We start from the raw sequence: 22,562 nt of genomic DNA, 5'->3' as shown, positions 1-22,562 counted from the left end.
GTGAAATTCCATCGCGGGGCCGCGGTGTCGATCACTTCTTGCCGGGGACGTGCCACAGGCCGGCGAACCACACCAGGGATCCGTCGGCGCGGCGCACCGTCGTGGCGGGCGCGAAGTACGCGCCCGGCGGCGCGGGCTCCCATCGGCCTGGCAGCCACGCCCAGCGGCGGCTCCGCCACTGCCACTCGCCGTCGATCCAGACGAGGCCGGGCTTGTCCGGGGGCGCGATGATCTCGGCCCGCGCCGGCGGGGGCGGGTACGGCACGACCACCGCGGGCTCGCTGGGCAGGTGGGGGCCGGTCGGAGGCAGCGGGAGCGAGCTGCCGCAGGCGGCGACGAGCGCGAGGAGGAGCGCGAGCGGCGTCCCGAGCGCGCGGCGGAGCAGGGCCTTCATCCAACGTCCATCCATGACCAGTACACGTCGAAGAGGTCGCGGCCGAACAGCAGGCACTCCAGCGTCGCGAGCGCGAGGAACGGGCCGAACGCGATGCGGGCCTGCCCGAACCCCTCGCCCGGCTCCTCCGCGAGCGGGTCCTCGGCGAGCTCCTTCTCGGCGGCCGCGCGCTCCTCGGGCGACATCGCCGCGAGCTCGGCGCGGATCTGCTCGCGCTCGAGGCGCACCGCCTCGGGCTCCTCGATGTTCCCGCGCAGGAGCAGCACGGCGATCGCCACGATCGAGCCCTGGACGGCGCCGGCGCCGAGCACGAACAGCGCGCCGCCCCAGCCGAACCAGGCCCCCGCCAGCATGAGGAGCTTCGCGTCGCCGAGGCCCATGCCGACGCGGCCGCCGCGGATCCGGGGGTAGATCACGACGAACGGGAGCCAGACGACGGCGAAGCCGACCGCCGCGCCGAGCAGCGCGTCGGCGAAGCCCATCGCGCGCAGCGACGCGGTGGCGACGCCGAGCACGGCGCCGCCGATCGTGATCGCGTCGGGGATGAACATGTGCTCGACGTCGATGAACGTCGCCGCGACCAGCCCGAGCGCGAGCGCGAGATCGGCGGTGTACGTGGCGAGCGCGTGGAGCATCGGCGTCGTCCCGGGGAGCCGGAGGATGATCACCTCGACGATCGCGAGCGACAGGAGCCCGCCCGCCGCCTCCACCAGCGGGTACCGCGGCGACACGCGCGCCCCGCAGCAGCGGGCGCGGCCGCGCAGGAGCGCGTAGCTGAGGACGGGGATGTTGTCGAAGGCGCGGATCGGCGTGCCGCACGCGGGGCAGCGCGAGCCGGGGCGCACGACGCTGAGCTCGCGCGGGACGCGGTGGATGACGACGTTGAGGAAGCTGCCCCAGAGCAGGCCGAAGCAGACCGCGAAGGCGCGCAGGAACCACGGAGGGAAGTCGGCGAGCATCACCTTCGGCTCATGTCCTCGGGTGCGAGGCGGCGAGCCGGAGCATCATCGTGAGCGCCTGCTCGAGCTCCGCCAGGGTGGGCTGCACGGGCGACTCGGAGAGCGCCGCCTTGAGCTCGACGAGGCGCCCGCCGAGCTCCTGGTACTGGCGCCGCACGCCCTCGCTCGGGGCCTCGGCCACCCACCGCCGCACGATCTCCCGGAGCTCGTCGAGATCGCTGCCGGCGAGGAGCTGCGCCATCTGCGCGGCCATCGGATCCGGTGCGTCGCTCACGCCCTGCCCCATCCCGGCCAGCATAGCGCGGGCACTTTGACGGGCGAGGGGTCCTGCGACATAAGGCGAGGCGCTTCGAGGAACCGTGCCGACGAGGACGCCTGCCGCCGCCGTGACCCTTCTCCTGATCGCCCTCGGCGCTGCCGGAGCGGCGGGGTGCGACCGCGGCGCGGAGCAGCAGCAGCAAGCCGGGGAGCGACGCCCGGACGGAAGCGCCCCGGCGAAGGCCGCGCCGCAGGGGAAGGTGCTCGAGGCGGCCGAGAACGAGGCGCCCGCGGCGAGCGCGAGGTCGCAGGCGGGCGCGGCGCCCCAGGGGGGGCCCGCGCGCGTCGAGATCCCGGCCGGGAAGCTCGTCGCGGGGAGCACGCCCGGGGACAAGGGGCGCGATCCGACGCTCGAGCCGGCGTTGCTCGACGTCGAGCTGGGCGGGTTCACCATCGACCGGCACCTGTACCCGAACGATCCCGCGCAGCCGCCGCTCACCGGCGTGTCGCGGGCGCGCGCCTCGGAGCTCTGCCAGCAGGCCGGCGGGAGGCTCTGCACCGAGCTCGAGTGGGAGCGCGCGTGCAAGGGGCCCGAGGGGACGCCGTATGCGGGCGGCGCGGCGTGGGATCCGGCGTGCGCCAAGGCGCCGGCGTCGTGCGTGTCGGGGTTCGGCGTGGCCGGCATGGGGGCGGCGCTGCGCGAGTGGACCGCGAGCGACGTCGCGCCGATCGAGAACCTCCAGCCCAAGGCGGCCGCCGTCCGGGGGGCCACGGCGAGCGCGAGCGGCGTGGATCACCGGTGCGCGCGCCGCGCGGCCGTCGACCCGACCGCGTCGGGCGACGACATCGGCTTCCGGTGCTGCCACGGGCCGCCGAACGCGGCGTCGATCCCGTCGCCGCAGTGGCAGCAGACGTTCCGGCGCGCGGAGATCGGGCCGCAGCAGGTGGCCGAGATGCTCGCGCTCGTGCCGCAGCTGCGCGACCTCGGCGGGGCGATCTCGTTCTTCAAGGAGCCGGACGACGTGAACGCGGTGCTCGGCCGGGCGCGGACGCGGCTCTCGCCGAGCGGCGCGCCGGCGACCCAGCCGGAGGTGAGCGCGCCGCCGAACACGACGCTCACCACGTCGCCGCTGCTCTGGAACCCGGCGCCGGGCGAGGAGGTGCTCGTGGTGACGGGGAAGTCCGACGACGACGCGTTCATCGTCGCGTTCCTGAAGCTCCCCGGAGACCGCTACCGGATCGCGTCGTCGCTGCTGCTGAAGGGCGATCCGGGTCCGATCGCGCTCGGCTTCAACGGCTACGTGCGGCGGCGGCTCTCGTGGGCGACGTGCTGGGACTGCCGCGGCGAGTCGGGCAACGTGACCTACCGGGACGACAACCGCGTGGTGATCACCCAGAAGTAACCGCGCGGCCGTGGTGTCGGCCTCCGCCGCCGCTTCAAATCCCCGCGCCGAGCAGCGTGTGCCGGTACGTCGTCGCGTACTCGATGATGCGCTCGACCGCGTCGGCGAACTCGGAGCGATCCAGCGATTCGGTGGGCAGCTCGGCGCAAAGCAGGATCTCGCCCCGGTCGTCGAGCGCGAACTTGGCCACGCGCATGTCGCGGTTGGCCTCGAGCAGGTGACGCAGCACGTCGAACACCTGCCCGGTGTCCTCGACCAGCGGCAGGCTGACCGCGCTTTCTGCCGCGGCGCTCGGCGCGTCGCTCGGGTCGAGCACGCCGAACATCGAGAGCACGACCCAGTTCTCGGTGCACTGGACGTAGAACGGCGGCAGCTCGACGACGCCTTCCTCGAGCGGATAGATGCGCAGGGTCGACGGCTTCACGAGCTCGGTCCTGTAGCCGATCTCCTCGGTCCAGCGCTGCAAGGTCGCCACGTCGATCACGCGATCTGGTGATCACCCTGCGGCCGCCGGAGATCAAGATGCGGCGCGCAAGAGGCCGGGTTCCCTAGAGGCTGAGGACAGCGGCCTCACCCCGGGCCGCGATCTTCGCCGCGATCAGGCTGAGCAGCGCCTGCCTCCGCTCCTCCAGCTCCACGAGGGCGCGCGGCGGCACGAGCTCGCCCTCGAACCCCCGAGGGCGCAGCGCCGCCGCGGCCTCGTCGGGGCCGAAGCGCGCGAGCGCGTCGCGGAGCGCCCGGGGGAACCGCGCCGCCTCCACAAGGCGGTCGAGCTGCCGATCCAGGGCGTGCGCCTTCACCTGCAGCGGGAACGCGCTCGCGTTCGCCTCGAGGATCAGCGCCCCCGCGCTCACGTCGAGGACGATCTCCTTCCGGAGCCCGTTGCCCGCCAGGTAGTCGAGCACGAGCACCTCGAGGTAATCGCGCAGGATCGAGGCGCGCTCGCCGCGCGCCGGCGACGCCGACCGCGCCCAGCGCGCCCACACGCTGAGCTCGCGCGCGCCGTCGAAGCGGATCGACGTGCGGCGGGGCACGATCCAGCGCGGCCCCGGCGGCCCCGGCGCGGGGGCGAGGACCAGCGCGTCGACCGTGCCGTCGTTCATGACCGCGAAGCGGCGCAGCAGCTTGCGGCCCGCCGGTTCCCGGCCGATGAGCGCGGCGAGCTCGCCGATGCCGACCCGGCGCGCCGCCGCGGCGGGGACCACGTGCGCGCCGAGCGCCCTGGCGAGACGGTAGAACGCGAGCGGGCGCCGGAACGCGAGCGGGTTCTTCTTCTGCGCCGGCGCGAGCCTCACCTTGACCTCGCGCGGGCCGTCGCCCTTCGCCGCCGCGCCGAGCGCCAGCGTGGCCTCGAAGCGGCCGTCCGCCGGTTTGCCCGTGAGCCGCAGCGCGCGCAGCGGCCAGCGCTGGAGGCCGCGCTCGAGCGGCCCGTCCTTGGCGACCGCGGCGATCGGAGCGGGCGGCGCCGGCGCCTCGCCCGGCGGCCGCGCCGGCGCCTCGCCCTGCCGCGGCGCCTCGCCCGGCGGCCGCGCCGGCGCCTCGCCCTGCCGCGGCGCCTCGCCCGGCGGCCGCGCCTGAGCCGCAGCGCTCTCACGTGCGCCCCCGGCCAGCGCCGCGGCTGCGCCGCTCCGCGCGCCGCCGCGCTCGGGGGCCGGCCGCGCCCCCGCCGGCGCGAGCAGCGCCGCCGCGACGAGCGCCGCCGCAACGAGCGCGCGCCGCGCCGCCACGCCGCCCGGTCGAGCGCGGGTCTCGCGCGCCGCGCCCGGTCCGCGCTCGCCTGGCGCGCCCCCGCTCATCCGCCCTTCGCCAGCTCGCCCAGCTCCTCCGGCGAGGGGGCCTCCTCTGGTGCTGGCGGCCGGGCCCCGCCCGCGGCGGGCGCGCTCGCGCCGAGCGAGACGCCGCCGAGGACGCGCTCGAGCAGGAACTGCTCCACGCGCTCGATGACCATCTTCTTGCGCTCCAGCGGCACGATGTGCGTCCCGCCGCTCACCATCATCAGCTCGCCGCGCGGCAGCGCCGCCGCCATCTCCTCGGCGAGGCGGGGCGGGGTGAACGTGTCGCGATCGCCGGCGATCACCAGCGCGGGCAGGTCGATCTGCGGGAGCAGATCGGCGGCCGAGTGCTCGCCGGCGCTGCGCAGCATGTGGAGGAACATCGAGAAGTCGATGTCAACCATGTGCCGCATGTACGGCAGCAGATCCGCCGGGGTGACCGCGTCCGCGTCGACCTCGCGGGCGAGCAGCGCGACCCGCAGCGCCATCGGCGCGGGCACACGGCTCCAGAGCGCGCGCGCGATGTGCGGGTACGCGTCGACCTGCGCGATGAGCCTCGGCAGCAGCTGCGCCAGCACCCCCGTGCCCTTGAAATGATGCGTGATCCGCCCGGACGAGCCGCAGATCAAGACGAGCCCGCGCACGCCCTCGCGGTGGGTCCGCAGGTGCTCCAGCGCGACCTGGCAGCCCATGGAGTGCCCGAAGAGCACCACGGGGCCGCCGCCGATCGCCTCGCGGACCGCCGCGAGATCGCTCGCGTGATCGCGCAGATCGATCGCCTCGGGATCGACGGGCAGACCGCTCCGCCCGTGGCCACGGTAGTTCCAGTGGGCGACGTTGACCGTGCGGGCCAGATCGTCCCACAGGTACTTCCAGATGAAGCCGTCACACGCGATGCCATCGCAGAGCACCGCCGTGAGGCGTTCAGAGCCCGCCCCGACCCCGCCGGCCAGGTTACCAATGCCGCCGGGACCTTCCCGGTAGCGGACATAGATCCGCGTGCCGTCCTTCCCGGCGGCGAAGAGCTCTCGACCCATCGATTCCCGAGCGACGCGGCTACGCGAAGCTCGCGGCGATGTTAGTCGCCGCTGTCCTCGTCGTCAGCCACATCATTGACACTCGGAAGCTTTTTGATGTCGATCCGCGCCAGCTTCCAGGCGCGCTGCACGACCCAGGAAAGCGAGCGATCGAGCCGCGCCGCCTCCTCCTTGATTTCCTGCAACATCGACTCCGGAAAGTAGAGGCTTTGCTTCCGCTTGTCCGTCTTCGAGGCTTCGTTGTTTTTCGCCAGCGTGTCCTTGTCGGTCATACGCTCTTGGGGCTCCTCCCGATCCGCCACAGAGGAGCACCTTAGCGTACGGCGCACTTCCGTGGAAAGCATTCGTTTTTCCATGATGCAGATTGCGAGCACCATGTATGCAACGGGGTATCGGCGCTCTGCGTCATGACTCTGGAAAGGTTATCTTTCCCGCGATCGCGCTCGCCGCGACGACCAGGGGACTGGCCAGGTAGACCTGGCCGGGGCCGCTCCTACCCGGGAAATTCCGGTTGATCGCCGATACCGTGACCTGCTCAGTCCGGTTCGATACGCCCGGCCCGGCCTTGATGCAGGCGCCGCAGGAGGGATCGACCAGCTCGGCGCCGGCCTTCTCGAAGATGTCGAGGTAGCCCTTCGCCTCCGCGTAGCGGCGGATGTCCTGCGAGCCGAACTGGATGTAGAGGCGCACGCCCTCCGCGACGCGCTTGCCCTGCTCCACCGCGCGCCGGAGCACGGACGCGTACATGTCCATGTCCGTCTTCTTGCCGCCCGTGCACGAGCCGCCGTACGCGATGTCGATCTTGACGTCGCCGCCGGCGGCGTCCCGGAGCGACCGCAGCGGCACGCCGTTGCGCGGATCGCCGGGCGTCGCGACCATCGGCTCGATCGACGAGAGATCCACGTCGAACGTCGCCGCGTACTCCGCGCCGGGATCCGCGCGCACGACGCGCGCGCGCACGTCCTCCGCGGCGAGCCCGCGCTGCGCGACGAGGTAGCGCACGATCTCCTCGTCAGCCTCGATGATGCCGGTGAAGCCGCCCGCCTCGACGGCCATGTTGGTGAGCGTCGCGCGCTCGTCGAGGCCCATCGCGCGGACGCCGTCGCCCGCGAACTCGAGCACCTTGCCGATGCCCTGCCCCGTCTTCCAGAACGGCTGCGAGAGCAGGAAGAGCATCACGTCCTTCGCGGTGACGCCCGGCGCGAGCCGCCCGGTCAGGTTGAAGCGCACCGACTGCGGCACCGCCACGCGCACGTCGCGCGTGAGCCACGCGTTCGCCATGTCGGTCGAGCCGACGCCGAAGGCGAAGCACCCGAGCGCGCCCGCCATGCAGGTGTGCGAGTCGGTCCCGGCCACGATCTGCCCCGGCAACGCGAGCTCCTCGATCACCTTGTTGTGGCAGATCGCCTCCGAGCCCACGGTCCTGCCGTCGCGCTCGACCTCACCGTAGAGCCGGATCCCGTGCCGATCGGTGAACGCCTGCTGCACCGTCGCGAGCGAGGCCGCCTGCTCCCGCAGGCCGAGCTTGAGGTGCGCCTCCGGCATCACGCGATCGAGGAACGTGAGGTGATCCCGGAAGGCGAAGACGCTCTCGGGCTCGCTCACGGCGGCGTCCGGCCCGAAGCCGGCGCGGAAGAGCGACTCCGCCATCGGCGTGACGTACTCGTGCGAGAAGCGCACGTCGATGCGCACGAAGAGCGCGTCGCCCGGCTTCACCGCGGCCGCGCCGATCTTGCCCGCTCGGGCGTCGACGATCGCGTGCGCCGCGATGATCTTCTCGCACAACGTCATCGGCCGCGGCGGCGTGGCGAGCGTCGGCGGCGAGACCTCGCCGGCCATGCGCGCCTTGTTGTAGGCGAAGAGGCCGCCGTACTCGACGACGTCGGCGCTGATCGGATCGAGCCCGCGGGTGAACTCGCCGATCGGGATCTCGTCGCCCCGCGCGAGCCTCTCGAGCAGCGAGAAGTCGGTCGTCGTGAGCAGCCCGATGTTCTGGCAGTTCTGCCCGTAGATCTTCTCGATGCTGCGCGCGACGACGAGCTGGATCCCGGCCTCCCGCTCCGAGTACGGCGCCGTCTCGCGCGAGCTGCCGCACCCCTTCGAGCGCCCGCTGACGATGACCCCGAAGCCGCCGCGCTTGATGGCGTCGCGCTCGATCAGCCCGCCGCGCAGCCCGACCAGGCAGTACCGGGCGAGCGTCTCGTCGTAGTAGTAACAGACCCAGCCCGGCGTGATCTCGTCGGTCGAGATGTTGTCGATCAGCGTGTGCAGCGCGTGCTGCCCGGGATCGAAGGAGATCTCGCCGCCGGCCAGCTGCTGCTTCAGGAGCTCCGGGTCCTCGGTCAGGTAGAGGATCCGCCCGGTGACTCGTACGGACTTGCGGCGCGGGATGGGCATCTGGACCTCGGACGCCCCGGGGCGCGGGGCAGCGCAGGCGGACCCAACACACCTAATCGCTCCGCGCAGGCGCGCCAACGGCGGTCTGCGGCGCCGCCGCGCGCGGGCCGGGCGCGCCCACCGCATGGGCAGGAAATCCATCGTGCACAAGGGGGCTCGGCGCGGGGGGCGCGCCTTGACGACGCCCCGGGGAGGTGGTGTCTTCCGCCGCCGCAGCCGGGCCGCGAGCGATGAGCCGACCCACGATTTCCAGCATCCCCGTCGCGATCCTCGGCGCCGGCCTGACCGGCATGGCGGCCGGGTTCCACCTCGGCCGGGCGGGCGTGCCCTACCGGCTGTTCGAGCGGCTGCCCCGGCCGGGCGGCCACGCGATCACCCTCGAGGACGACGGCTACCGCTTCGATCGCACGGGCCACCTGCTCCACCTGCGCGACCCCGCCACCCGGGAGCTCGCCCTCGGCTGGATCGGCCCGGAGCCCCTGGAGATCGAGCGGCGCTCGATGGTGTGGTCGAACGGCACCTACACCCGTTATCCGTTCCAGGCGAACACCTTCGGCCTGCCGCCCGCGGTCGCCTACGACTGCCTGCGCGGGTTCATCGAGGCGCACTTCGCGCCGAACAAGCCGCAGCCCAGGAACTTCGAGGAGTTCTGCCTGGCGCACTTCGGCGAGGGGATCAGCCGCCACTTCATGATCCCCTACAACAGCCGCCTCTGGGGGGTGCACCCGAGCGAGATCACCGCCGCCTGGTGCTCCCGCTTCGTGCCGCTCCCGAAGCTCGAGGACGTGCTCGCCGGGGCGGTCGGGCTGAACGACCGGGAGCTCGGCTACAACACGAAGTTCCTCTACCCGCGGCTCGGCATCGGCCAGCTGACGCACGGGCTCGCGCGGGCGCTCGCCGAGCAGCGGCCGCGGGGCGCGGGCGCGCCGGCGATCGAGCTCGGGCGCGCGCCGCGGGCGATCGACTGGCGCGCGCGCGAGCTCGTGTTCGACGACGAGGTGGTCCGTTACGACGTGCTCGTCTCGTCGGCGCCGCTGCCCGCGCTCGTGCGGCTGCTCGCGGACGCGCCGCGGGCCGTCAGCGAGGCGGCCGCGCGGCTGCGCTGCACGCACCTCTACTACCTCGACGTGGCGCTCGACACCCCGTGCGGGAAGCCGCTGCACTGGGTGTACGTCCCGGAGGCGAAGTACCCGTTCTACCGTGTGGGCTGCTACTCGAACTTCTCCCCGGCCATGGCCCCCCCGGGCAAGGCCGGCCTCTACGTGGAGCTCGCCGACCGCGCCGAGCCGGACCTCGCGGCGCTGCTGCCCCGGGTGGCGGACGGGCTCGTCGAGATGGGGCTCATCCCCGCACCGAGCGCCGTCCGTTTTGCCCGGCTGCGCCGCATCGATCACGCGTATGTCGTGTTCGATCACGGCTACTTCGAGGCGCTGGAGGTGGTGCGGCCGTTCCTGGAGGGCCAGCGGATCCTCTCGTGCGGTCGTTACGGCGGCTGGAACTACTCCTCGATGGAAGACGCGCTCCACTTCGGGCGCGACGCGGCGCTGAAGGCCGAGGAGCTCCTCGGGGGCGCGCCGTGAGCGACGCGGGATCCGGCCGCGGCGGCGCGGGGGAGGCGCCGGAGATCTCCATCGTCATCCCGATCTACAACGAGGAGGCGATCCTCCACGCGGCCGTCGTGGACCTGCGCGAGCGGCTCTCGCCGTTCGGCTGGCGCTGGGAGCTCGTGCTCGCGGAGAACGGCTCGCGCGACGGGACCCTGCGCATCGCCGGCGAGCTCGAGCGCAAGTACCCGGAAGTACGTCACTTTTCCATTGGCGAGCCGAACTACGGGGCGGCGCTCCGCGCGGGCATCGAGCGGGCGCGCGGGCGCTTCGTGCTCTGCGACGAGATCGACCTGTGCGACGCCGACTTCCACGCGCGCGCGATCGCGATGCTGCGGGCGGGCGGCGTCGACATGGTGATCGGGTCGAAGCTCATCGACGGGGCGCGCGACGATCGCCCGTGGGCGCGGCACGCGGCGAGCCAGCTCTACAACGGGCTGCTCCGCGGCATGCTCGGCTTCCAGGGGACGGACACCCACGGGCTGAAGGCGTTCCTGCGCGAGCCGCTGCTCGCGATCGCGCGCGACTGCGTCGTGGACAAGGACGTCTTCGCCAGCGAGTTCGTCATCCGCGCCTACCGGGCAGGCCTCCGGATCGAGGAGATCCCCGTGCGCGTGCTGGAGAAGCGGCGGCCGTCGATCGACCTCTCCCGCCGCGTCCCGCACGTGCTCCGCAGCCTCGCCAAGCTGACGTGGGCGATCCGCGTGCGCGGCTGACGGACGGGCGGCTTCCGCCGGAGCTGCATCGCGGCGGACACGGCGCCGTCCGCTCGTGGACAATTTCTGGCATGCTATACGCCGCAGGTGACGATCCTCCCTCCGAGCGCACCGAGACCGGCCCGCCGCGCCGGCACCGACGTGGACGTCGTGGTGATCGGGGGCGGGGTGAACGGCGTCGGCGTCGCGCGTGACGCCTCGCAGCGGGGCCTGAAGGTCGCCCTGTTCGAGCGCAACGATCTCGCGTTCGGCGCGAGCGGGAACTCGAGCGGCATGATCCACGGCGGGCTCCGGTACCTGACGAGCGATCCGCACGTGACCGAGAAGTCGTGCCGCGACTCCGGGCACATCCAGGCGATCGCGCCGCACCTCCTGTTCCGGATCCCGTTCCTCGTGCCGTTCGAGCGCTCGCGGAACGCGCGCGTCCTCTACAACCTCGCCGACGGCTTCTTCGAGGCCTACGACCTCTACCAGCCCCTCAAGCGCGGCAAGCCGCACGCGCGCCTGTCGCCCGACGAGCTCCGGCGCCTCGAGCCGGGGATCCACGGCGACCTCGTGGGCGGCTTCAGCTTCGACGAGTGGGGCATCGACGGCGCCCGGCTCTGCGTCGCCAACGCGGTCGACGCGATCGAGCGCGGCGCGAAGGTGTACGTGGGGCACACCGTCGAGCGGATCGAGCGCCGCGAGGACACGGGCGAGGTCGTCGCCGTGCGCTACCGGGACCTCCGGACCGGCGAGGGCGGGCGCCTCCGCACGAGCGCGGTCGTGAACGCGACCGGCGCGTGGTCGCCGATCACCACGTCGCTCGCGGGCCTGCCGGCGTCGAGCTCGCGCGTGCGGCCCGGCAAGGGCATCCACGTCGTGTTCGACCGGCGCCTCACGAACTACGCGATCATGGCGAGGACGATCGACGGCCGGCAGATCTTCCTCGAGCCGTGGGAGAACATGAGCGTCGTCGGCACGACCGACGACGACTTCTACGGCGACCTCGATCAGGTCCGCGCGACGAGCGAGGAGGTCCGGTACCTGATCCAGGGCATCGCCCGGGTGTTCCCGCAGATCCACGAGGCGCGCGCGATCGGCACGTTCGCGGGCGTGCGGCCCACGCTCTACGCGTTCGGGCCGACCGAGGACGAGCTCTCGCGCGATCACCAGATCGTCGACCACGCGGCGCATGGGGCGCCGGGCGTGTACTCGATGATCGGCGGCAAGCTGGCGAGCTTCCGGCTCTTCGCGGAGGAGATGACCGACCTCCTCGCGCGGCGCTTCGAGCTCGGCGCGCGCTGCGCGACGCACGCGATCGCGCTGCCCGGGGGCGACCGCGCGGTGGACGCGCTCGCGCTGTCGCGGCGGCTCGAGATCGACGCGGTCGCCGGCCGCCGGCTCGTGTACCGGCACGGATCGCGCGCGCTCCGGATCGAGGAGCGCGTGCGCGAGCGGCCGCGCGAGGCGGCGACGGTGTGCCCCTGCGAGCCCGTGATCGAGGCCGAGGTGCGGTACGTCCTCCGGCACGAGCTCGCGCGGAGCGTCGCCGACGTGGCGCGCCGCACGCGGCTCGGCCTCGGCGCGTGCGGGGGCATGCGCTGCGCGGCGCGGTGCGGGCAGATCGTGGCGCAGGAGCTCTCGCTCCCGCCGCGCGAGGGGATGCGGCAGGCGGCGGAGTTCCTCGGGCGGCAGGCGGTGACGCGCGCCGTGGCGCTCGGGCCGGAGCAGGCGCGGCAGGAGGCGCTCGCCATCGCCAGCGTGCGATCGGAGCTCGGTGCGCCTGCCGACGCCGACGACGAGCCGGCCGCGGCGGCGGCGGGCGAGGACGTGGACCGCCGGGCACAACGCCCGGCGAGGGAGCTCGCGGAGACGGCGTGGCGCGATCGGTCCTCGTGATCGGCGCCGGCGTCGCCGGGCTCGCCGCGGCGTGGAGCGCGCGGCGGCGCGGCGCGTCGGTCGCCGTGATCTCCGCGGGCGTCGGGGAGACGGCGCTCGCGGGCGGCGCCGTGGACGACGTGCCGTGGGAGCAGGTCGAGCGGGCGGCGCGGCTGCTCGGCGGCGATCTGCCCGCCGGCGATCTCGCGCCGGCGGCCAGGCAGCTCGCGACGGAGCTCGGCCTGTGGGACGTGCCGCAGGCGGCGGCCGCGCGCCTCGCGACGGTGGCCGGGCGGATCCGCCCGGCCCGCGGCAGGGATCGCGCGCTGCTCGACCTCGCGCCGCTCCGCCGCACGCGCGTCCTCGTGCCCCGCGCGCCGCGCGCCGCGTGGGACGCCGACGCGCTCGCGGAGGCGCTCACGGACGAGCCGTTCGCCCGGGCGCGGGGGCTCCGCTTCCTGCCGGTCGACGCGCCGGTGCTGCGCTTCGACGACGAGCGGCGGATCGCGGACGGCGATCTCGCGGCGCGGCACGACGACCCGGCGCGGCTCCACTGGCTCGCCGAGCGGCTCCGCGGGGCGCTCGAGGGCGCGGGCGGCGCCGGGGCGATCCTGCTCGGCCCGTGGCTCGGCGCGCGCGCGCCGCGGGCCGAGGCGCTGTCGGCGCGGCTCGGCGTGCCGGTGGGCGAGGCGCTGATCGGCGCCGGCTCGCCGGCGGGGCTCCGCTTCGAGGCGGCGCGCGACGCGCTGCTCGACGCGATCGGGGCGGCGCGGCGCCACGGCCGCGTGCGCGCGGTGGGCGAGGCCCAGGTCGGGCCAGGGGGCGCGGGCGAGCGCGTCGTGGTCCACGTGGAGGGCGAGGACGTGCCGCTCGCGGCGGACGTGGTGATCCTGGCGATCGGCGGCCTCGCCGGCGGAGGGATCACGTACGCGCCCCCCGAGCGCGGCGCCGGCACGGATCTCCCGGCGCGCGGCGGCGCGCCGTTCGCGCTCTCGCTCGCGGCGCCGGTCGCGCTGGGCGACGGCCGCGGCCCGCTCGGCGTGGTGAGCTCCATGCAGGGCCCGGAGCTCGACGTGACCGCGTGGCCTCGCGGCGAGCGCCCCGGCGCCCTGGAGGCGGTGGGCATCCGGTGCGCCGGCGTCCGCGCCGCGCCCGGGATCCTCGCCGCAGGGGCGGCGATCGCCGGGAGGGCGCGCACCGTGCTCGACGCGGTGACGACCGGGCTGCGCGCCGGCGACGAGGCCTGACGGGCGGCGGGGGGCGCGCCTCAGCGGCGCGCCGGGATCGCGCGGAGGAGCTGCTGGTACGCGACGGAGAGCGCGAAGTCGGTGCTGCGCGAGGGATCGTCGGGCACGTCGCCCTCGAGCCCGCGCGGCGCGGCCCCGTCCGGGCGCTTCTCCACGAGCACGGCCCGCGGCGCGCCGAGCGCGCCCCCGCCCTCGGCGGGGAGGTGCCCCTCGAGGTCCTGCTCGCGGAGGATGGTCGACGCGACCTCCTGCGGCGGGCTCTCGATGACGATGTCCGGCCGGATGCCCTGCGCCTGGATCGAGCGGCCGTTCGGCGTGTAGTAGCGCATGGTCGTGAGCCTCACCCCGCCGCCGCCGGGCAGCTCGAAGATGGTCTGCACCGAGCCCTTGCCGAAGGTGGTCGCGCCGACGACGGTGGCGCGGCCGCTGTCCTGGAGGGCGCCCGCGACGAGCTCGGCGGCGCTCGCGGAGTACTCGTTCACGATGGCGACGACGGGCAGCGCGGCGAACGCGCCGCCCTCGTGCGCCTGCGCCTCGTCGATGACCTTGCTGCGGTGGCGCGTGGAGTAGATCGTCCCCGACGAGAGGAACTCGTCCGCCACGGCCTCCGCCTCGTTGACGAGCCCGCCGGGGTTGTTGCGCAGGTCGAGGATCACGCCGGCGAGCGGCGCCTTTCCGCCGGCGCGCAGCGTCGCCGCGGCGCGGAGCAGCTCCTCGTGGGTGCCGTCCTGGAACTGCTTCACGCGGACGTAGGCGATGTCGCGGGCGACGCGCTTCGACGCGACGCTCGTGACGTGGATCTGCTCCCGCGCGAGATCGAGCGTGATCGGCTCGGCGACGCCCTGCCGGCGGAGGGTGAGCTTCACCCGCGATCCGGCGGGCCCGCGCATGATCTTCACGAGCTTGTCGAGGCGCTCGCCGCGCACGGGGCGCCCGTCGATCGCGATGATCTGATCGCCGGCGCGGATGCCCGCCCGCGCCGCCGGCGAGCCCTCGATCGGCGCGATCACCGTGATGGCGTCGTCCTTGTAGTCGACCTCGATGCCGACGCCGCCGAACGTCCCCCCTGTCTCCTCCTGGAACTGGGCGAATTCGGCGGCGTTCATGTAGGCGGAGTGTGGATCGAGCTCGGCGACCATCCCCTTGATGGCGCCCTCGATGATCTTGGCGCGCTGCGCCGGCTCGACGTACTGGTTCTCGACGAGCACGAGCACGCGCGCGAGCTGCTCGAACGGCGCGTAGGGGCTCTGCGCCTGGGTGCTCGCGCCGGCGAGGTGGGAAGTCACGGCCCCACCGGCGAAGGCCGCCGCGATGAGCCCGAGGGTGCGCATCCAGCTCGAGAGACGTCGCATCCGCCGACCATAGCAGCGGCGCGCCGGGCCGCGGCGCCCGGCCGCGACGTCCGGCCGCGACGTCCGGCCGCGGCGCTCGCGCGGGCGCGCCGGCCGCGCTCGGCCGCGCCTCCGAGCGCAACGAGCGCAACGAGCGCAACGAGCGCACACGAGCGCCGCCGGACGGCGTCCCCCACGAACGTCGGGCACGATGTCGGGACGATGTCGGCCATGATGCCGGCGGGGGCTGCAGCGCGGCGCGGCCGCGGCGGGCGTACTGCCCGGCTGGACGAACGCGCACACGGCGCCCAAGGTCCAGGCGCATGGTTTGTCCTAGGAGGAGTGTTCGGCTATCTTCGCGCGCCTGAACGTGGAACTTGCCTCATCGCCCCGCTGCGCGTCCGCGACGCGGGGCTCGCCGCGAGGGGCTCCTCTCGCCGAGACGGTCGACGGCTGTCGCGAGGGGCTGTCCGCGGCTGCGCTGTCGTCCATGCGCTGGAGACAATTCGCACCTCGAGGCGGCTAGGATGGCCAAACCCAGCGATCGTGAGCTCGTCGATCAAGCCCGGAGCGGAGACGCCCAGGCTTTCGGGGTGCTGGTTCGTCGGTATCAGAAGCGCATCTTCCGGCTGGCGTTCCACCTCGTCCGCTCGGGCGCGGAGGCAGAGGACGTGACTCAGGAGACGTTCGTCCGGGCCTACCAGGCGCTCGACCGGTTCGACGGCCGGAGCGAGCCGTTCACCTGGCTCTACCGGATCGCCGTGAACCTCTCGCTCAACATGATCCGGGCCCGCAAGCCGAGCAAGAACTCGACGCCGACGGACGATCCGCGGATCGAGGCGCTGCTGCTCGAGACGCGGCCGAGCCACGGCGTCGATCCGGCCGCGGCGACGCAGCGGCGCGAGCTCGCGGCCGCGCTCTGCGACGGCATCGACACGCTCTCGGACACGCTGCGGACGACGCTCATCCTCGTGTGCATCGACGGCGTGCCCCACGACGACGCATCCAAGATCCTGGGTTGTCCGGAAGGAACAGTTGCCTGGCGCGTCCACGAGGCGCGCCGCAAGCTCCGCGTGTACCTCGCGGAGCGCGGTTTCGGAGGGGACGCCGAATGAACGTCACCGACAAGCTCGACCTCGACGGGATGCTCAACGACTGGCCTGCCCCCGCCCACGAGGAGGCGGTGTGGGAGGCGCGGGCAGGGCGGATCGTCGAGAAAGCCCTGTCCCTGCGCGCGGAGGGCGCGGCTCCGCCGATCGACCTCCTCGCGACCCCGGACCTCGCCCCCGAGCCGGGCGAGGCGCACGCGGGAGACCTTTCGCGCGAATCACCTGCAGTAGGAGAACACAGCATCATGGCGTACGGATCAGATGGCGGCGGGGCCGACAAGCCCGAAGCGAGCCTCCCGAGCGGCACCTCGAAGCCGGCGGAGAGAAAGCGTCCATCGCTGAAGGAGATCGCCGAGCGAGCCAGCCAGTCCTCGGGCCGCGTGAGCGGCGTGCCGGCGCTGAGCAGCTCGGGCGTCTCGACGCCGCTGCCGTCCGGGCGCAGCTCGGCGACGGCGACGCCGCTGCCGTCCGGGCGCAGCTCGGCGACGCCCGTGCCGTCCGGGCGCAGCTCGGGCATCTCGACGCCGCTGCCGCCCTCCGGGCGTGGGTCGATGCCGCCGGGGCGCGTGTCCACGGCGCCGGCCCGCAGCGGGACGGCCTCGGGCTACCGCGCGTCGTCGCCCTCGCTGCGGCCGGGCGAGGCGACCGGGGAGGACTCCGGGGTCATCGATCTCAACCGGCTCAGCGCGTCGGCGAACGCGGATCAGGCGGAGGCCGCCCAGCAGGCCCAGCCCCGCGCCGCCGAGGCGAGCGACGACGACAAGCCGGCCGAGGTCGCGGTGGTGTCCGCGAGGGCGGCACGCGCCGAGGCCGTCCAGCCGGCCGCGGCGCAGCCGAAGAAGGGGTCCGGAGGGAGGATCGCCGGCGCGGCCATCGCGGCCCTCGGCCTGGCCGCCGCGGTCACCATGATGCTGCGGACGAAGGACACGCCGCGGGAGGAGACGGCGTCCACGCCGATCGCGCTCGCGCCCGCGGCGCCGGCCGAGCCCGCGCCGGCGAAGCCCGCGCCGGCGCCCCAGGAGCCCGCCGCCCCGGCGGTGAGCCCGCCGCCCGAGCAGGAGGAGCCCGCGGCCGCGGCGGAGAAGCTCGCCGCAGCGCCGAAGGCCGCGCCGCAGGGCGCCGCGGCCGCGCCTGCGCCGGCGGCCCCCGGGGCGCCGGCCGCGCCCGCCGGTGCGCCGCAGACGCAGCAGGGCAAGGTCGCGGCCGCGCCGGCCGCGCCCGGCAACCCGGGGGACCTCTCCTCCGCCATGCAGGCGGCGGTGGGCTCCGACGGGGCGCAGAAGACGTCGGTGGAGTCGGAGGCCCCCGAGCCTGCGTCGGGTCCGCTCCGGCAGCAGAACATCCCCGAGCAGCCGTCGCAGGGGTCGGTCCAGGCCGCGCTCGGCTCGGTCATGGCCAGCGCGAGGGCGTGCGTGGCGGGCGCCGACGATGTGACCCGCGCGCAGCTCACGTTCTCGTCGTCAGGCCAGGTGACCAAGGTCAGCGTGAGCGGCTGGGCGGCGGCGAACGGCCAGTCGAGCTGCGTGCAGGCCGCGTTCAAGGGCGCGAACGTCGGTCCCTTCTCGAAGCCGTCGTTCTCGGTCAGCGCGACCGTCCGGCCGTGACGCGGCGGCGCGGAATGCGCGAAAAGCGGCTGGCGCAGCGGCGGCGACGTCCTGGTTGACATGGAGGCGCCCGCAGGTAGAATGCGCGCCCCCATGGTTTCCGCGACCCAGCAATCTCAGCGCATCCGTCGGCGCAAGGCGCGCACTGCGGGCAGCCGCCGCAAGCGCCACGAGCGCGCGCACGGCACCCCCAAGTTCCCGATCCATCCGGCGGGTTACGATCAGACCGCGCCGGACGCCCTGCGCGCTGCCCCGCCCGCCGAGGCGCAGGCGAAGAAGTAGGAGAGCTTTTCTCATGGCCAATCACGCATCTGCCGACAAGCGCAACCGCCAGCGCATCACGAGGACGACGCGCAACCGCGCGATCAAGTCGGAGCTCCGCACGACCGTCAAGAAGGCGCGCACGGCGCTGAAGGGCGCTCCGCAGGAGTCCGCCGCGCAGGTCACCGCCGCGGTGAGCGCGCTCGACCGCGCCGCGTCGAAGGGGACGATCCCCGCCAAGCGCGCGTCGCGTGTGAAGAGCCGCCTGGCCCTCGCCCTGCACAAGGCGAGCGTCGCCGCCAAGACCGCCGCGGGCTGAGACAGCCGTTCGGCACGTTCCGCACGAACGCCCCGCTCACCGCAAGGTGAAGCGGGCGTCGTCGTTTTGTCTGCTCGCCGTGCCGCCGCGCGCGGCCGACCCCCGCCGCTCGTCGTGGACGTCGGGAGCCTCTGCGGGGTCGCGAACCTGCCGGTGTCGCCGTCGGTACGCCGCTGCCCGGATCGGGCCGGCCGACGCAGGCGTCAGTGGGCCTCTGCCCAGGTCGGGCCGTGGCCGATGTCGACCACGAGCGGCACGTCGAGCGGGAAGACCGATTCCATCGCATCGCGCACCTTGGCCTTCGCCTCCTCGACGGCCCCGGCCGGCACCTCGAACGCGAGCTCGTCGTGGACGGTCAGCACCATGCGCGCGCCGGGGACGACCGGGCGCGGGACGCGCACCATCGCGAGCTTCAGGAGGTCCGCCGCCGTCCCCTGGATGGGGGTGTTCTGCGCGATGCGCTCGGCCTGGGCGCGGCGCATGCGGTCGCTGCTGCGCAGGTCCGGGAGCAGGCGGCGCCGGCCGAGCAGCGTGCGCACCGACTCGGAGCGCCTCGCGTCGGCCATCGTCCGCTCCATGAACTCGTGCACGCCGCGGTAGCGCGAGAAGTACGCGTCGATGAAGCGCGCCGCCTCCGCGCGCGAGATGTCGAGGCGCTTCGCGAGCGCCGCCTCGCCCATGCCGTAGATCACGCCGAAGTTGATCGTCTTGCTCCGGCGGCGCATCTCGTCCGTGACCCCGGCGGCGTCCACGCCGAAGATCTCCATGGCCGTGCGCACGTGCACGTCCTGCCCCGTGCGGAAGGCGTCGACGAGCACGGGATCCTTCGAGAGGTGCGCGAGCACGCGCAGCTCGATCTGCGAGTAGTCGGCGCTCACGATCACGCTCCCGGGCGGCGCGACGAACGCCCGGCGGATCATCCTGCCGAGCTCGGTGCGGATCGGGATGTTCTGCAGGTTCGGATCCTGGGACGAGATCCGCCCGGTGGCCGCCACGGCCTGGCTCCAGCGCGTGTGGATGCGGCCCGTGCCCGGGTGCAGGAGGCGCGGCAGCGCGTCGACGTACGTGCCCTTGAGCTTGGCGATCGCGCGGTGCTCGAGCACCACGCCGGGGAACGGGTGGTCCTCGGAGAGCGCCTCGAGCACGTCGGCGTCGGTCGAGCGGCCGGTCTTCGTCTTGCGCTGGGAGCGCAGCTTGAGCTCGTCGAACAGCACCGCCTCGAGCTGCTTCGGGGACGCCAGGTTGACGTCGTGCCCCAGGAGCTCGCGCGCCTTCTCCTCGAGCGACGCGAGCTCGGTCGTCATCTGCGCGCCGAGCGCCGCGAGCGCCTGCGGGTCGACGAGGACGCCCGTGAGCTCCATCTCCGCCAGCACCGCGGCGAGGGGCAGCTCGATCTGGACGAGCAGGTCCTCGAGCCGCTCGGCGCGGAGCCGCGGGCGGAGCCGGTCGGTGAGCGAGAGGGCGACGTCGGCGTGCGCGGCCGCGTAGGTCGAGGCCTCGCCGATCTCGACCTCGTCGAGGCCGCGCTGGGCCTGGCCGCGGCGCTTCGGGGCCACCTCGTCGAGGGTCTGCACCTTGGCGCCGAGCTCGCGCTCGGCGAGCTCGTGGAGCTGGTTCTTCGCCTCGGGATCGAGCAGGTAGCTCGCCAGCATCGCGTCGAAGGCGACCCCGACGAGCCCGATGCGGTGCCGCAGCAGCGCCACCTCGCAGAACTTGACGTCGTAGCCCACCTTCGGGAGCTCGGGATCGGCGAGCAGCGGGCCGAGGACCGCGTCGATGTCCGCCATCGTGAGCTGGGCGGGCGCGCCGAGGTAGCGGTGGCCCAGCGGGACGTACACGGCGCGCCCCGGCTCGCACGCGAGCGAGACGCCGCAGACGTGGGCGCTCATGGGCTCGCGGCTCGTCGCGTGCACGTCGAGGGCGAGGCGCCCCGCCGCGCGCGCGGCCTTCGCGAAGTCCTCGAGCGCCGCGCGCGTCGTGACGATCTGGTAGGTCGACGTCGCCGCGCGCGCGGCGGGCTCCGGCGCGCGGACCGCCTTCAGGAACCTCGAGAACCCGAGCTCGGTGAAGAGCTCCCGCAGCCTGCCGGTGTCGGCGCCGCCGTAGCGCAGCGTCTCCAGATCGAGCGAGACGGGCGCGGAGCCGTCGAGCGTCACGAGCTTCTGCGAGAGGAGCGCGTCGGCCTCGTGCTGCTTGAGCGACTCCCGGATCCGCGGCTTCTTCACCTCGTCGAGGCGGGCGTAGATCGCCGCGAGCGAGCCGAACTGGCCGAGCAGCTCGGCGGCCGTCTTCAGGCCGACGCCGGGGACGCCGGGCACGTTGTCCGAGGTGTCGCCGACGAGCGCGAGCAGGTCGCGCACCTGCTCCGGCGGCACCCCGAACTTCGCGATCACCTCGGGCTGGCCGTAGACCTTGTCGCGCATCGCGTCCCAGAGCATCACCCGGTCGTCGTCGACGAGCTGCATGAGGTCCTTGTCGCTCGACGCGATGACGACGCGCAGCCCCTGCTCCTTGGCCCGCGCGACGGCGACGGCGATGAGATCGTCCGCCTCGAGCCCCTCCTGGATGAAGATCGGGATGCGGTACGCGTCGACGATCTCCCGGCACCGGTTCATCTGCACGCCGAGGTCGGGCGGCGGCGGGGGCCGGTGCGCCTTGTAGCGGGCGTCGAGCTCGTCGCGGAACGTCTTGCCGGCGGAGTCCATCGCCACGCCGAGGTACGCGGGCTTCCGCTCGTCCACGAGCTTCGTGAGCATCGCGACGGTGCCGTACGTCGCGTGCGTCGGCTCGCCGCTCGGGCTCGAGAGCGGGCTGATCGCGTGGTAGGCGCGGAAGACGTAGCCCGAGAGGTCGATCAGGTAGAGGACATCCGGAGCTCCGGCCGGGGGAAGCGCGGTGGGGCGCGAGGACATGGACCGACCCTTAGCACCTCGGCGCGGGTCCGGTTCAGTGAACCACGACGTCGCGCCGCATTGTCACCTCGACGACGCGCCCGTCCCGCTCCACCCCGACGGTGACGCGCGTCCCCGGGGCGCCGCGGAGGCGCTGGATGCAATCCGAGAGCGGGAGATCCGTCGTCGCCTCGCCGTCGATCCGGACGAGGAGATCGCCCTGCATGAGGCCGGCGAGCGCCGCCGGTCCTCCGTCGATGACGCTGGCGATCAGGACGCCGCTCGGCGAGGGCGAGAGCACCGCGCCGATGCCGGTGAGCTCCTCGCGCGAGCCGCCGTCGCCGAGCTTCCGGACCTCGATGTCGGCGCGCAGCGACCCCGCGCCGCGCGCGTCGAGGCCGGGCACGATCTTGGTCATGTACTGCTCGTGGCGCACGCGCACCGAGAACGGGCCGCTCGCGGGCACGCCCACGAGCTCGTAGTTGCCGCCCGCGTCGGTGAGCGCGAGCGAGATCGCGTTCGCGCCGGACGAGGTCGCGGCGTCGAGCTCGATCTGGGCCTCGACGACCGGCGCGCGCGAGTCGGCGTCGATGACCGTGCCCCGCAGCGTCGCGCCCTGCCGCAGCACGATCCGAGCGCGGCGGGCGGCGCGCCCGCCTCCGACGTCGACCGGCGCGCTGCGCGCAGGCGGGCGGCCCGCCGCGCTCGCGGTGAGCACGTAGCGGCCCGGCGGGAGCTCGTCCCACACGAACGCGCCGGCCGGGTCGGACACCTTGCGCGCGCGGCCGCTCACGCTCGAGCGCGCGCCGGGCGCGCTCGGGCTGAACGACTCGATCGCGAGGAGGTACTCCTCAACGGGCCTGCCGGACTCGTCCACCACCTCGCCCTCGATCGCGCCCGCGGCGCTCAGGCGGAGGACGTTGTCGCGGCCCGCGGCGACCCGCGTGGGCTCGGCGTCGCCGAACGGCGGGTGCGATGCGATGGCGTCACAGCCGTCGGCCTCGGGCGGCAGCTCGAAGCGGCCCTCGGCGTCGGCGCTCGCGGTCACGCTCGGCTCCTCGCGGCAGCTGACCGCCGCGCCGGGGATCGGGCGGCCGTCCGGATCCAGGACCACGCCGCGGATCGGCGCCGCGCTCGCGGCCGTGGTCTCGCGCGGCGGCGGCGGGGGCGCCGGGGGCGGCGCCACGGCGGCGGGCTCGCTCGGCGGGGGCGGCTCGGGCGCGGGCGGCGCGAGCTCTGCCTGCGCGGCCTCGCGCCGCGCCGGCGTCACCGGGGCGGGGCGCGGCAGGAGCAGCCAGACGAGGAGCGGCACGACCAGCAGCGCCAGCGAGAGCAGGGCCGCGGAGAGCCACGCCCTCCGCTGCGCGCCCGCCGTCTGGCCCCCCGTCATGCCGCCCTCG

The 22,562-nt window shown here is 74.2% G+C and carries 20 protein-coding genes; 9 read left to right on the top strand and 11 right to left on the bottom strand.

Translation table 11 applies throughout. The features are described 5' to 3' along the window. Window positions 1–31 precede the first annotated feature (31 nt). The 3 genes from WMF43_RS47990 to WMF43_RS47980 are packed head-to-tail and all read right to left on the bottom strand — an operon-like array spanning window position 32 to window position 1,627. Entirely contained in the window at window positions 32–394 is a 363-nt protein-coding gene (locus WMF43_RS47990; protein WP_437675598.1) for a YXWGXW repeat-containing protein, read from the bottom strand. After that, the gene (locus WMF43_RS47985) at window positions 391–1,353 is read right to left on the bottom strand and encodes a prepilin peptidase (protein ID WP_437675597.1); all 963 of its coding nucleotides are present in this window, start codon (window positions 1,351–1,353) and stop codon (window positions 391–393) included. Before WMF43_RS47985 ends, WMF43_RS47990 begins: the two co-directional genes overlap by 4 nt. Window positions 1,354–1,363: 10 nt before the next feature. After that, window positions 1,364–1,627: a hypothetical protein gene (locus WMF43_RS47980; protein WP_437675596.1), complete on the bottom strand. Its 264-nt coding sequence runs from the start codon at window positions 1,625–1,627 to the stop codon at window positions 1,364–1,366. A gap of 112 nt (window positions 1,628–1,739) precedes the next feature. Here WMF43_RS47980 and WMF43_RS47975 point away from each other — a divergent pair, with 112 nt between their 5' ends. Beyond that, window positions 1,740–3,014 (top strand): formylglycine-generating enzyme family protein, encoded by a 1,275-nt coding sequence (locus WMF43_RS47975; protein WP_437675595.1) that lies wholly within the window; start codon window positions 1,740–1,742, stop codon window positions 3,012–3,014. 34 nt (window positions 3,015–3,048) lie between these two features. On the opposite strand, the gene WMF43_RS47970 is transcribed toward WMF43_RS47975, so the two are convergent. The 5 genes from WMF43_RS47970 to WMF43_RS47950 all read right to left on the bottom strand — a co-directional run bounded on the left by WMF43_RS47970 (window position 3,049) and on the right by WMF43_RS47950 (window position 8,220). After that, window positions 3,049–3,498 (bottom strand): YbjN domain-containing protein, encoded by a 450-nt coding sequence (locus tag WMF43_RS47970; RefSeq protein WP_437675594.1) that lies wholly within the window; start codon window positions 3,496–3,498, stop codon window positions 3,049–3,051. Window positions 3,499–3,562: 64 nt separating this feature from the next. Continuing rightward, entirely contained in the window at window positions 3,563–4,810 is a 1,248-nt protein-coding gene (locus WMF43_RS47965) for a hypothetical protein (protein ID WP_437675593.1), read from the bottom strand. After that, window positions 4,807–5,823, bottom strand: a complete 1,017-nt coding sequence (locus WMF43_RS47960; RefSeq protein ID WP_437675592.1) for an alpha/beta fold hydrolase — start codon at window positions 5,821–5,823, stop codon at window positions 4,807–4,809. Before WMF43_RS47960 ends, WMF43_RS47965 begins: the two co-directional genes overlap by 4 nt. Before the next feature lie 41 nt (window positions 5,824–5,864). Further along, window positions 5,865–6,095: a TIGR04563 family protein gene (locus WMF43_RS47955; RefSeq protein ID WP_012241296.1), complete on the bottom strand. Its 231-nt coding sequence runs from the start codon at window positions 6,093–6,095 to the stop codon at window positions 5,865–5,867. 133 nt (window positions 6,096–6,228) lie between these two features. Then, window positions 6,229–8,220, bottom strand: a complete 1,992-nt coding sequence (locus tag WMF43_RS47950) for an aconitase family protein (RefSeq protein ID WP_437675591.1) — start codon at window positions 8,218–8,220, stop codon at window positions 6,229–6,231. A 230-nt stretch (window positions 8,221–8,450) separates the two neighbouring features. On the opposite strand from WMF43_RS47950, the gene WMF43_RS47945 reads away from it, so the two are divergent. The 4 genes from WMF43_RS47945 (at window position 8,451) to WMF43_RS47930 (ending at window position 13,647) form a co-directional block, all read left to right on the top strand. Next, window positions 8,451–9,800, top strand: a complete 1,350-nt coding sequence (locus WMF43_RS47945; protein WP_437675590.1) for a protoporphyrinogen/coproporphyrinogen oxidase — start codon at window positions 8,451–8,453, stop codon at window positions 9,798–9,800. Then, window positions 9,797–10,540 carry a glycosyltransferase family 2 protein gene (locus tag WMF43_RS47940; RefSeq protein ID WP_437675589.1) on the top strand — a complete coding sequence of 248 codons (744 nt, stop codon included), beginning with the start codon at window positions 9,797–9,799 and terminating at the stop codon, window positions 10,538–10,540. The genes WMF43_RS47945 and WMF43_RS47940 overlap by 4 nt, the downstream gene beginning before the upstream one ends. Window positions 10,541–10,627: 87 nt before the next feature. Next, window positions 10,628–12,421: a glycerol-3-phosphate dehydrogenase/oxidase gene (locus WMF43_RS47935; RefSeq protein WP_437675588.1), complete on the top strand. Its 1,794-nt coding sequence runs from the start codon at window positions 10,628–10,630 to the stop codon at window positions 12,419–12,421. Continuing rightward, a complete protein-coding gene (locus WMF43_RS47930) occupies window positions 12,400–13,647 on the top strand; it encodes an FAD-binding protein (RefSeq protein WP_437675587.1) in 1,248 nt (415 codons plus the stop codon). The genes WMF43_RS47935 and WMF43_RS47930 overlap by 22 nt, the downstream gene beginning before the upstream one ends. Before the next feature lie 20 nt (window positions 13,648–13,667). On the opposite strand, the gene WMF43_RS47925 is transcribed toward WMF43_RS47930, so the two are convergent. Next, window positions 13,668–14,999, bottom strand: coding sequence for a S41 family peptidase (locus WMF43_RS47925; protein WP_437675586.1), 1,332 nt, complete (start codon window positions 14,997–14,999; stop codon window positions 13,668–13,670). 506 nt (window positions 15,000–15,505) lie between these two features. On the opposite strand from WMF43_RS47925, the gene WMF43_RS47920 reads away from it, so the two are divergent. The 4 genes from WMF43_RS47920 to rpsT all read left to right on the top strand — a co-directional run bounded on the left by WMF43_RS47920 (window position 15,506) and on the right by rpsT (window position 18,271). After that, window positions 15,506–16,093 (top strand): RNA polymerase sigma factor, encoded by a 588-nt coding sequence (locus tag WMF43_RS47920; RefSeq protein ID WP_437675585.1) that lies wholly within the window; start codon window positions 15,506–15,508, stop codon window positions 16,091–16,093. Continuing rightward, window positions 16,090–17,691 (top strand): hypothetical protein, encoded by a 1,602-nt coding sequence (locus WMF43_RS47915; protein WP_437675584.1) that lies wholly within the window; start codon window positions 16,090–16,092, stop codon window positions 17,689–17,691. Before WMF43_RS47920 ends, WMF43_RS47915 begins: the two co-directional genes overlap by 4 nt. Before the next feature lie 93 nt (window positions 17,692–17,784). Then, the gene (locus WMF43_RS47910) at window positions 17,785–17,973 is read left to right on the top strand and encodes a hypothetical protein (RefSeq protein WP_437675583.1); all 189 of its coding nucleotides are present in this window, start codon (window positions 17,785–17,787) and stop codon (window positions 17,971–17,973) included. Window positions 17,974–17,986: 13 nt separating this feature from the next. After that, window positions 17,987–18,271: a 30S ribosomal protein S20 gene (gene rpsT, locus WMF43_RS47905; RefSeq protein WP_104986437.1), complete on the top strand. Its 285-nt coding sequence runs from the start codon at window positions 17,987–17,989 to the stop codon at window positions 18,269–18,271. A 203-nt stretch (window positions 18,272–18,474) separates the two neighbouring features. On the opposite strand, the gene polA is transcribed toward rpsT, so the two are convergent. Then, window positions 18,475–21,183, bottom strand: a complete 2,709-nt coding sequence (gene polA, locus WMF43_RS47900; RefSeq protein ID WP_437675582.1) for a DNA polymerase I — start codon at window positions 21,181–21,183, stop codon at window positions 18,475–18,477. Window positions 21,184–21,217: 34 nt separating this feature from the next. Next, window positions 21,218–22,552 carry a carboxypeptidase regulatory-like domain-containing protein gene (locus WMF43_RS47895; RefSeq protein WP_437675581.1) on the bottom strand — a complete coding sequence of 445 codons (1,335 nt, stop codon included), beginning with the start codon at window positions 22,550–22,552 and terminating at the stop codon, window positions 21,218–21,220. Window positions 22,553–22,562 lie beyond the last annotated feature (10 nt).

The sequence above is a fragment of the Sorangium sp. So ce131 genome (assembly GCF_051519095.1).
Taxonomy (GTDB): Bacteria; Myxococcota_A; Polyangia; order Polyangiales; family Polyangiaceae; genus Sorangium.
The sequence above is the reverse complement of the archived record's forward strand: the minus strand, read 5'-3'. Positions and strand labels throughout refer to the sequence as shown.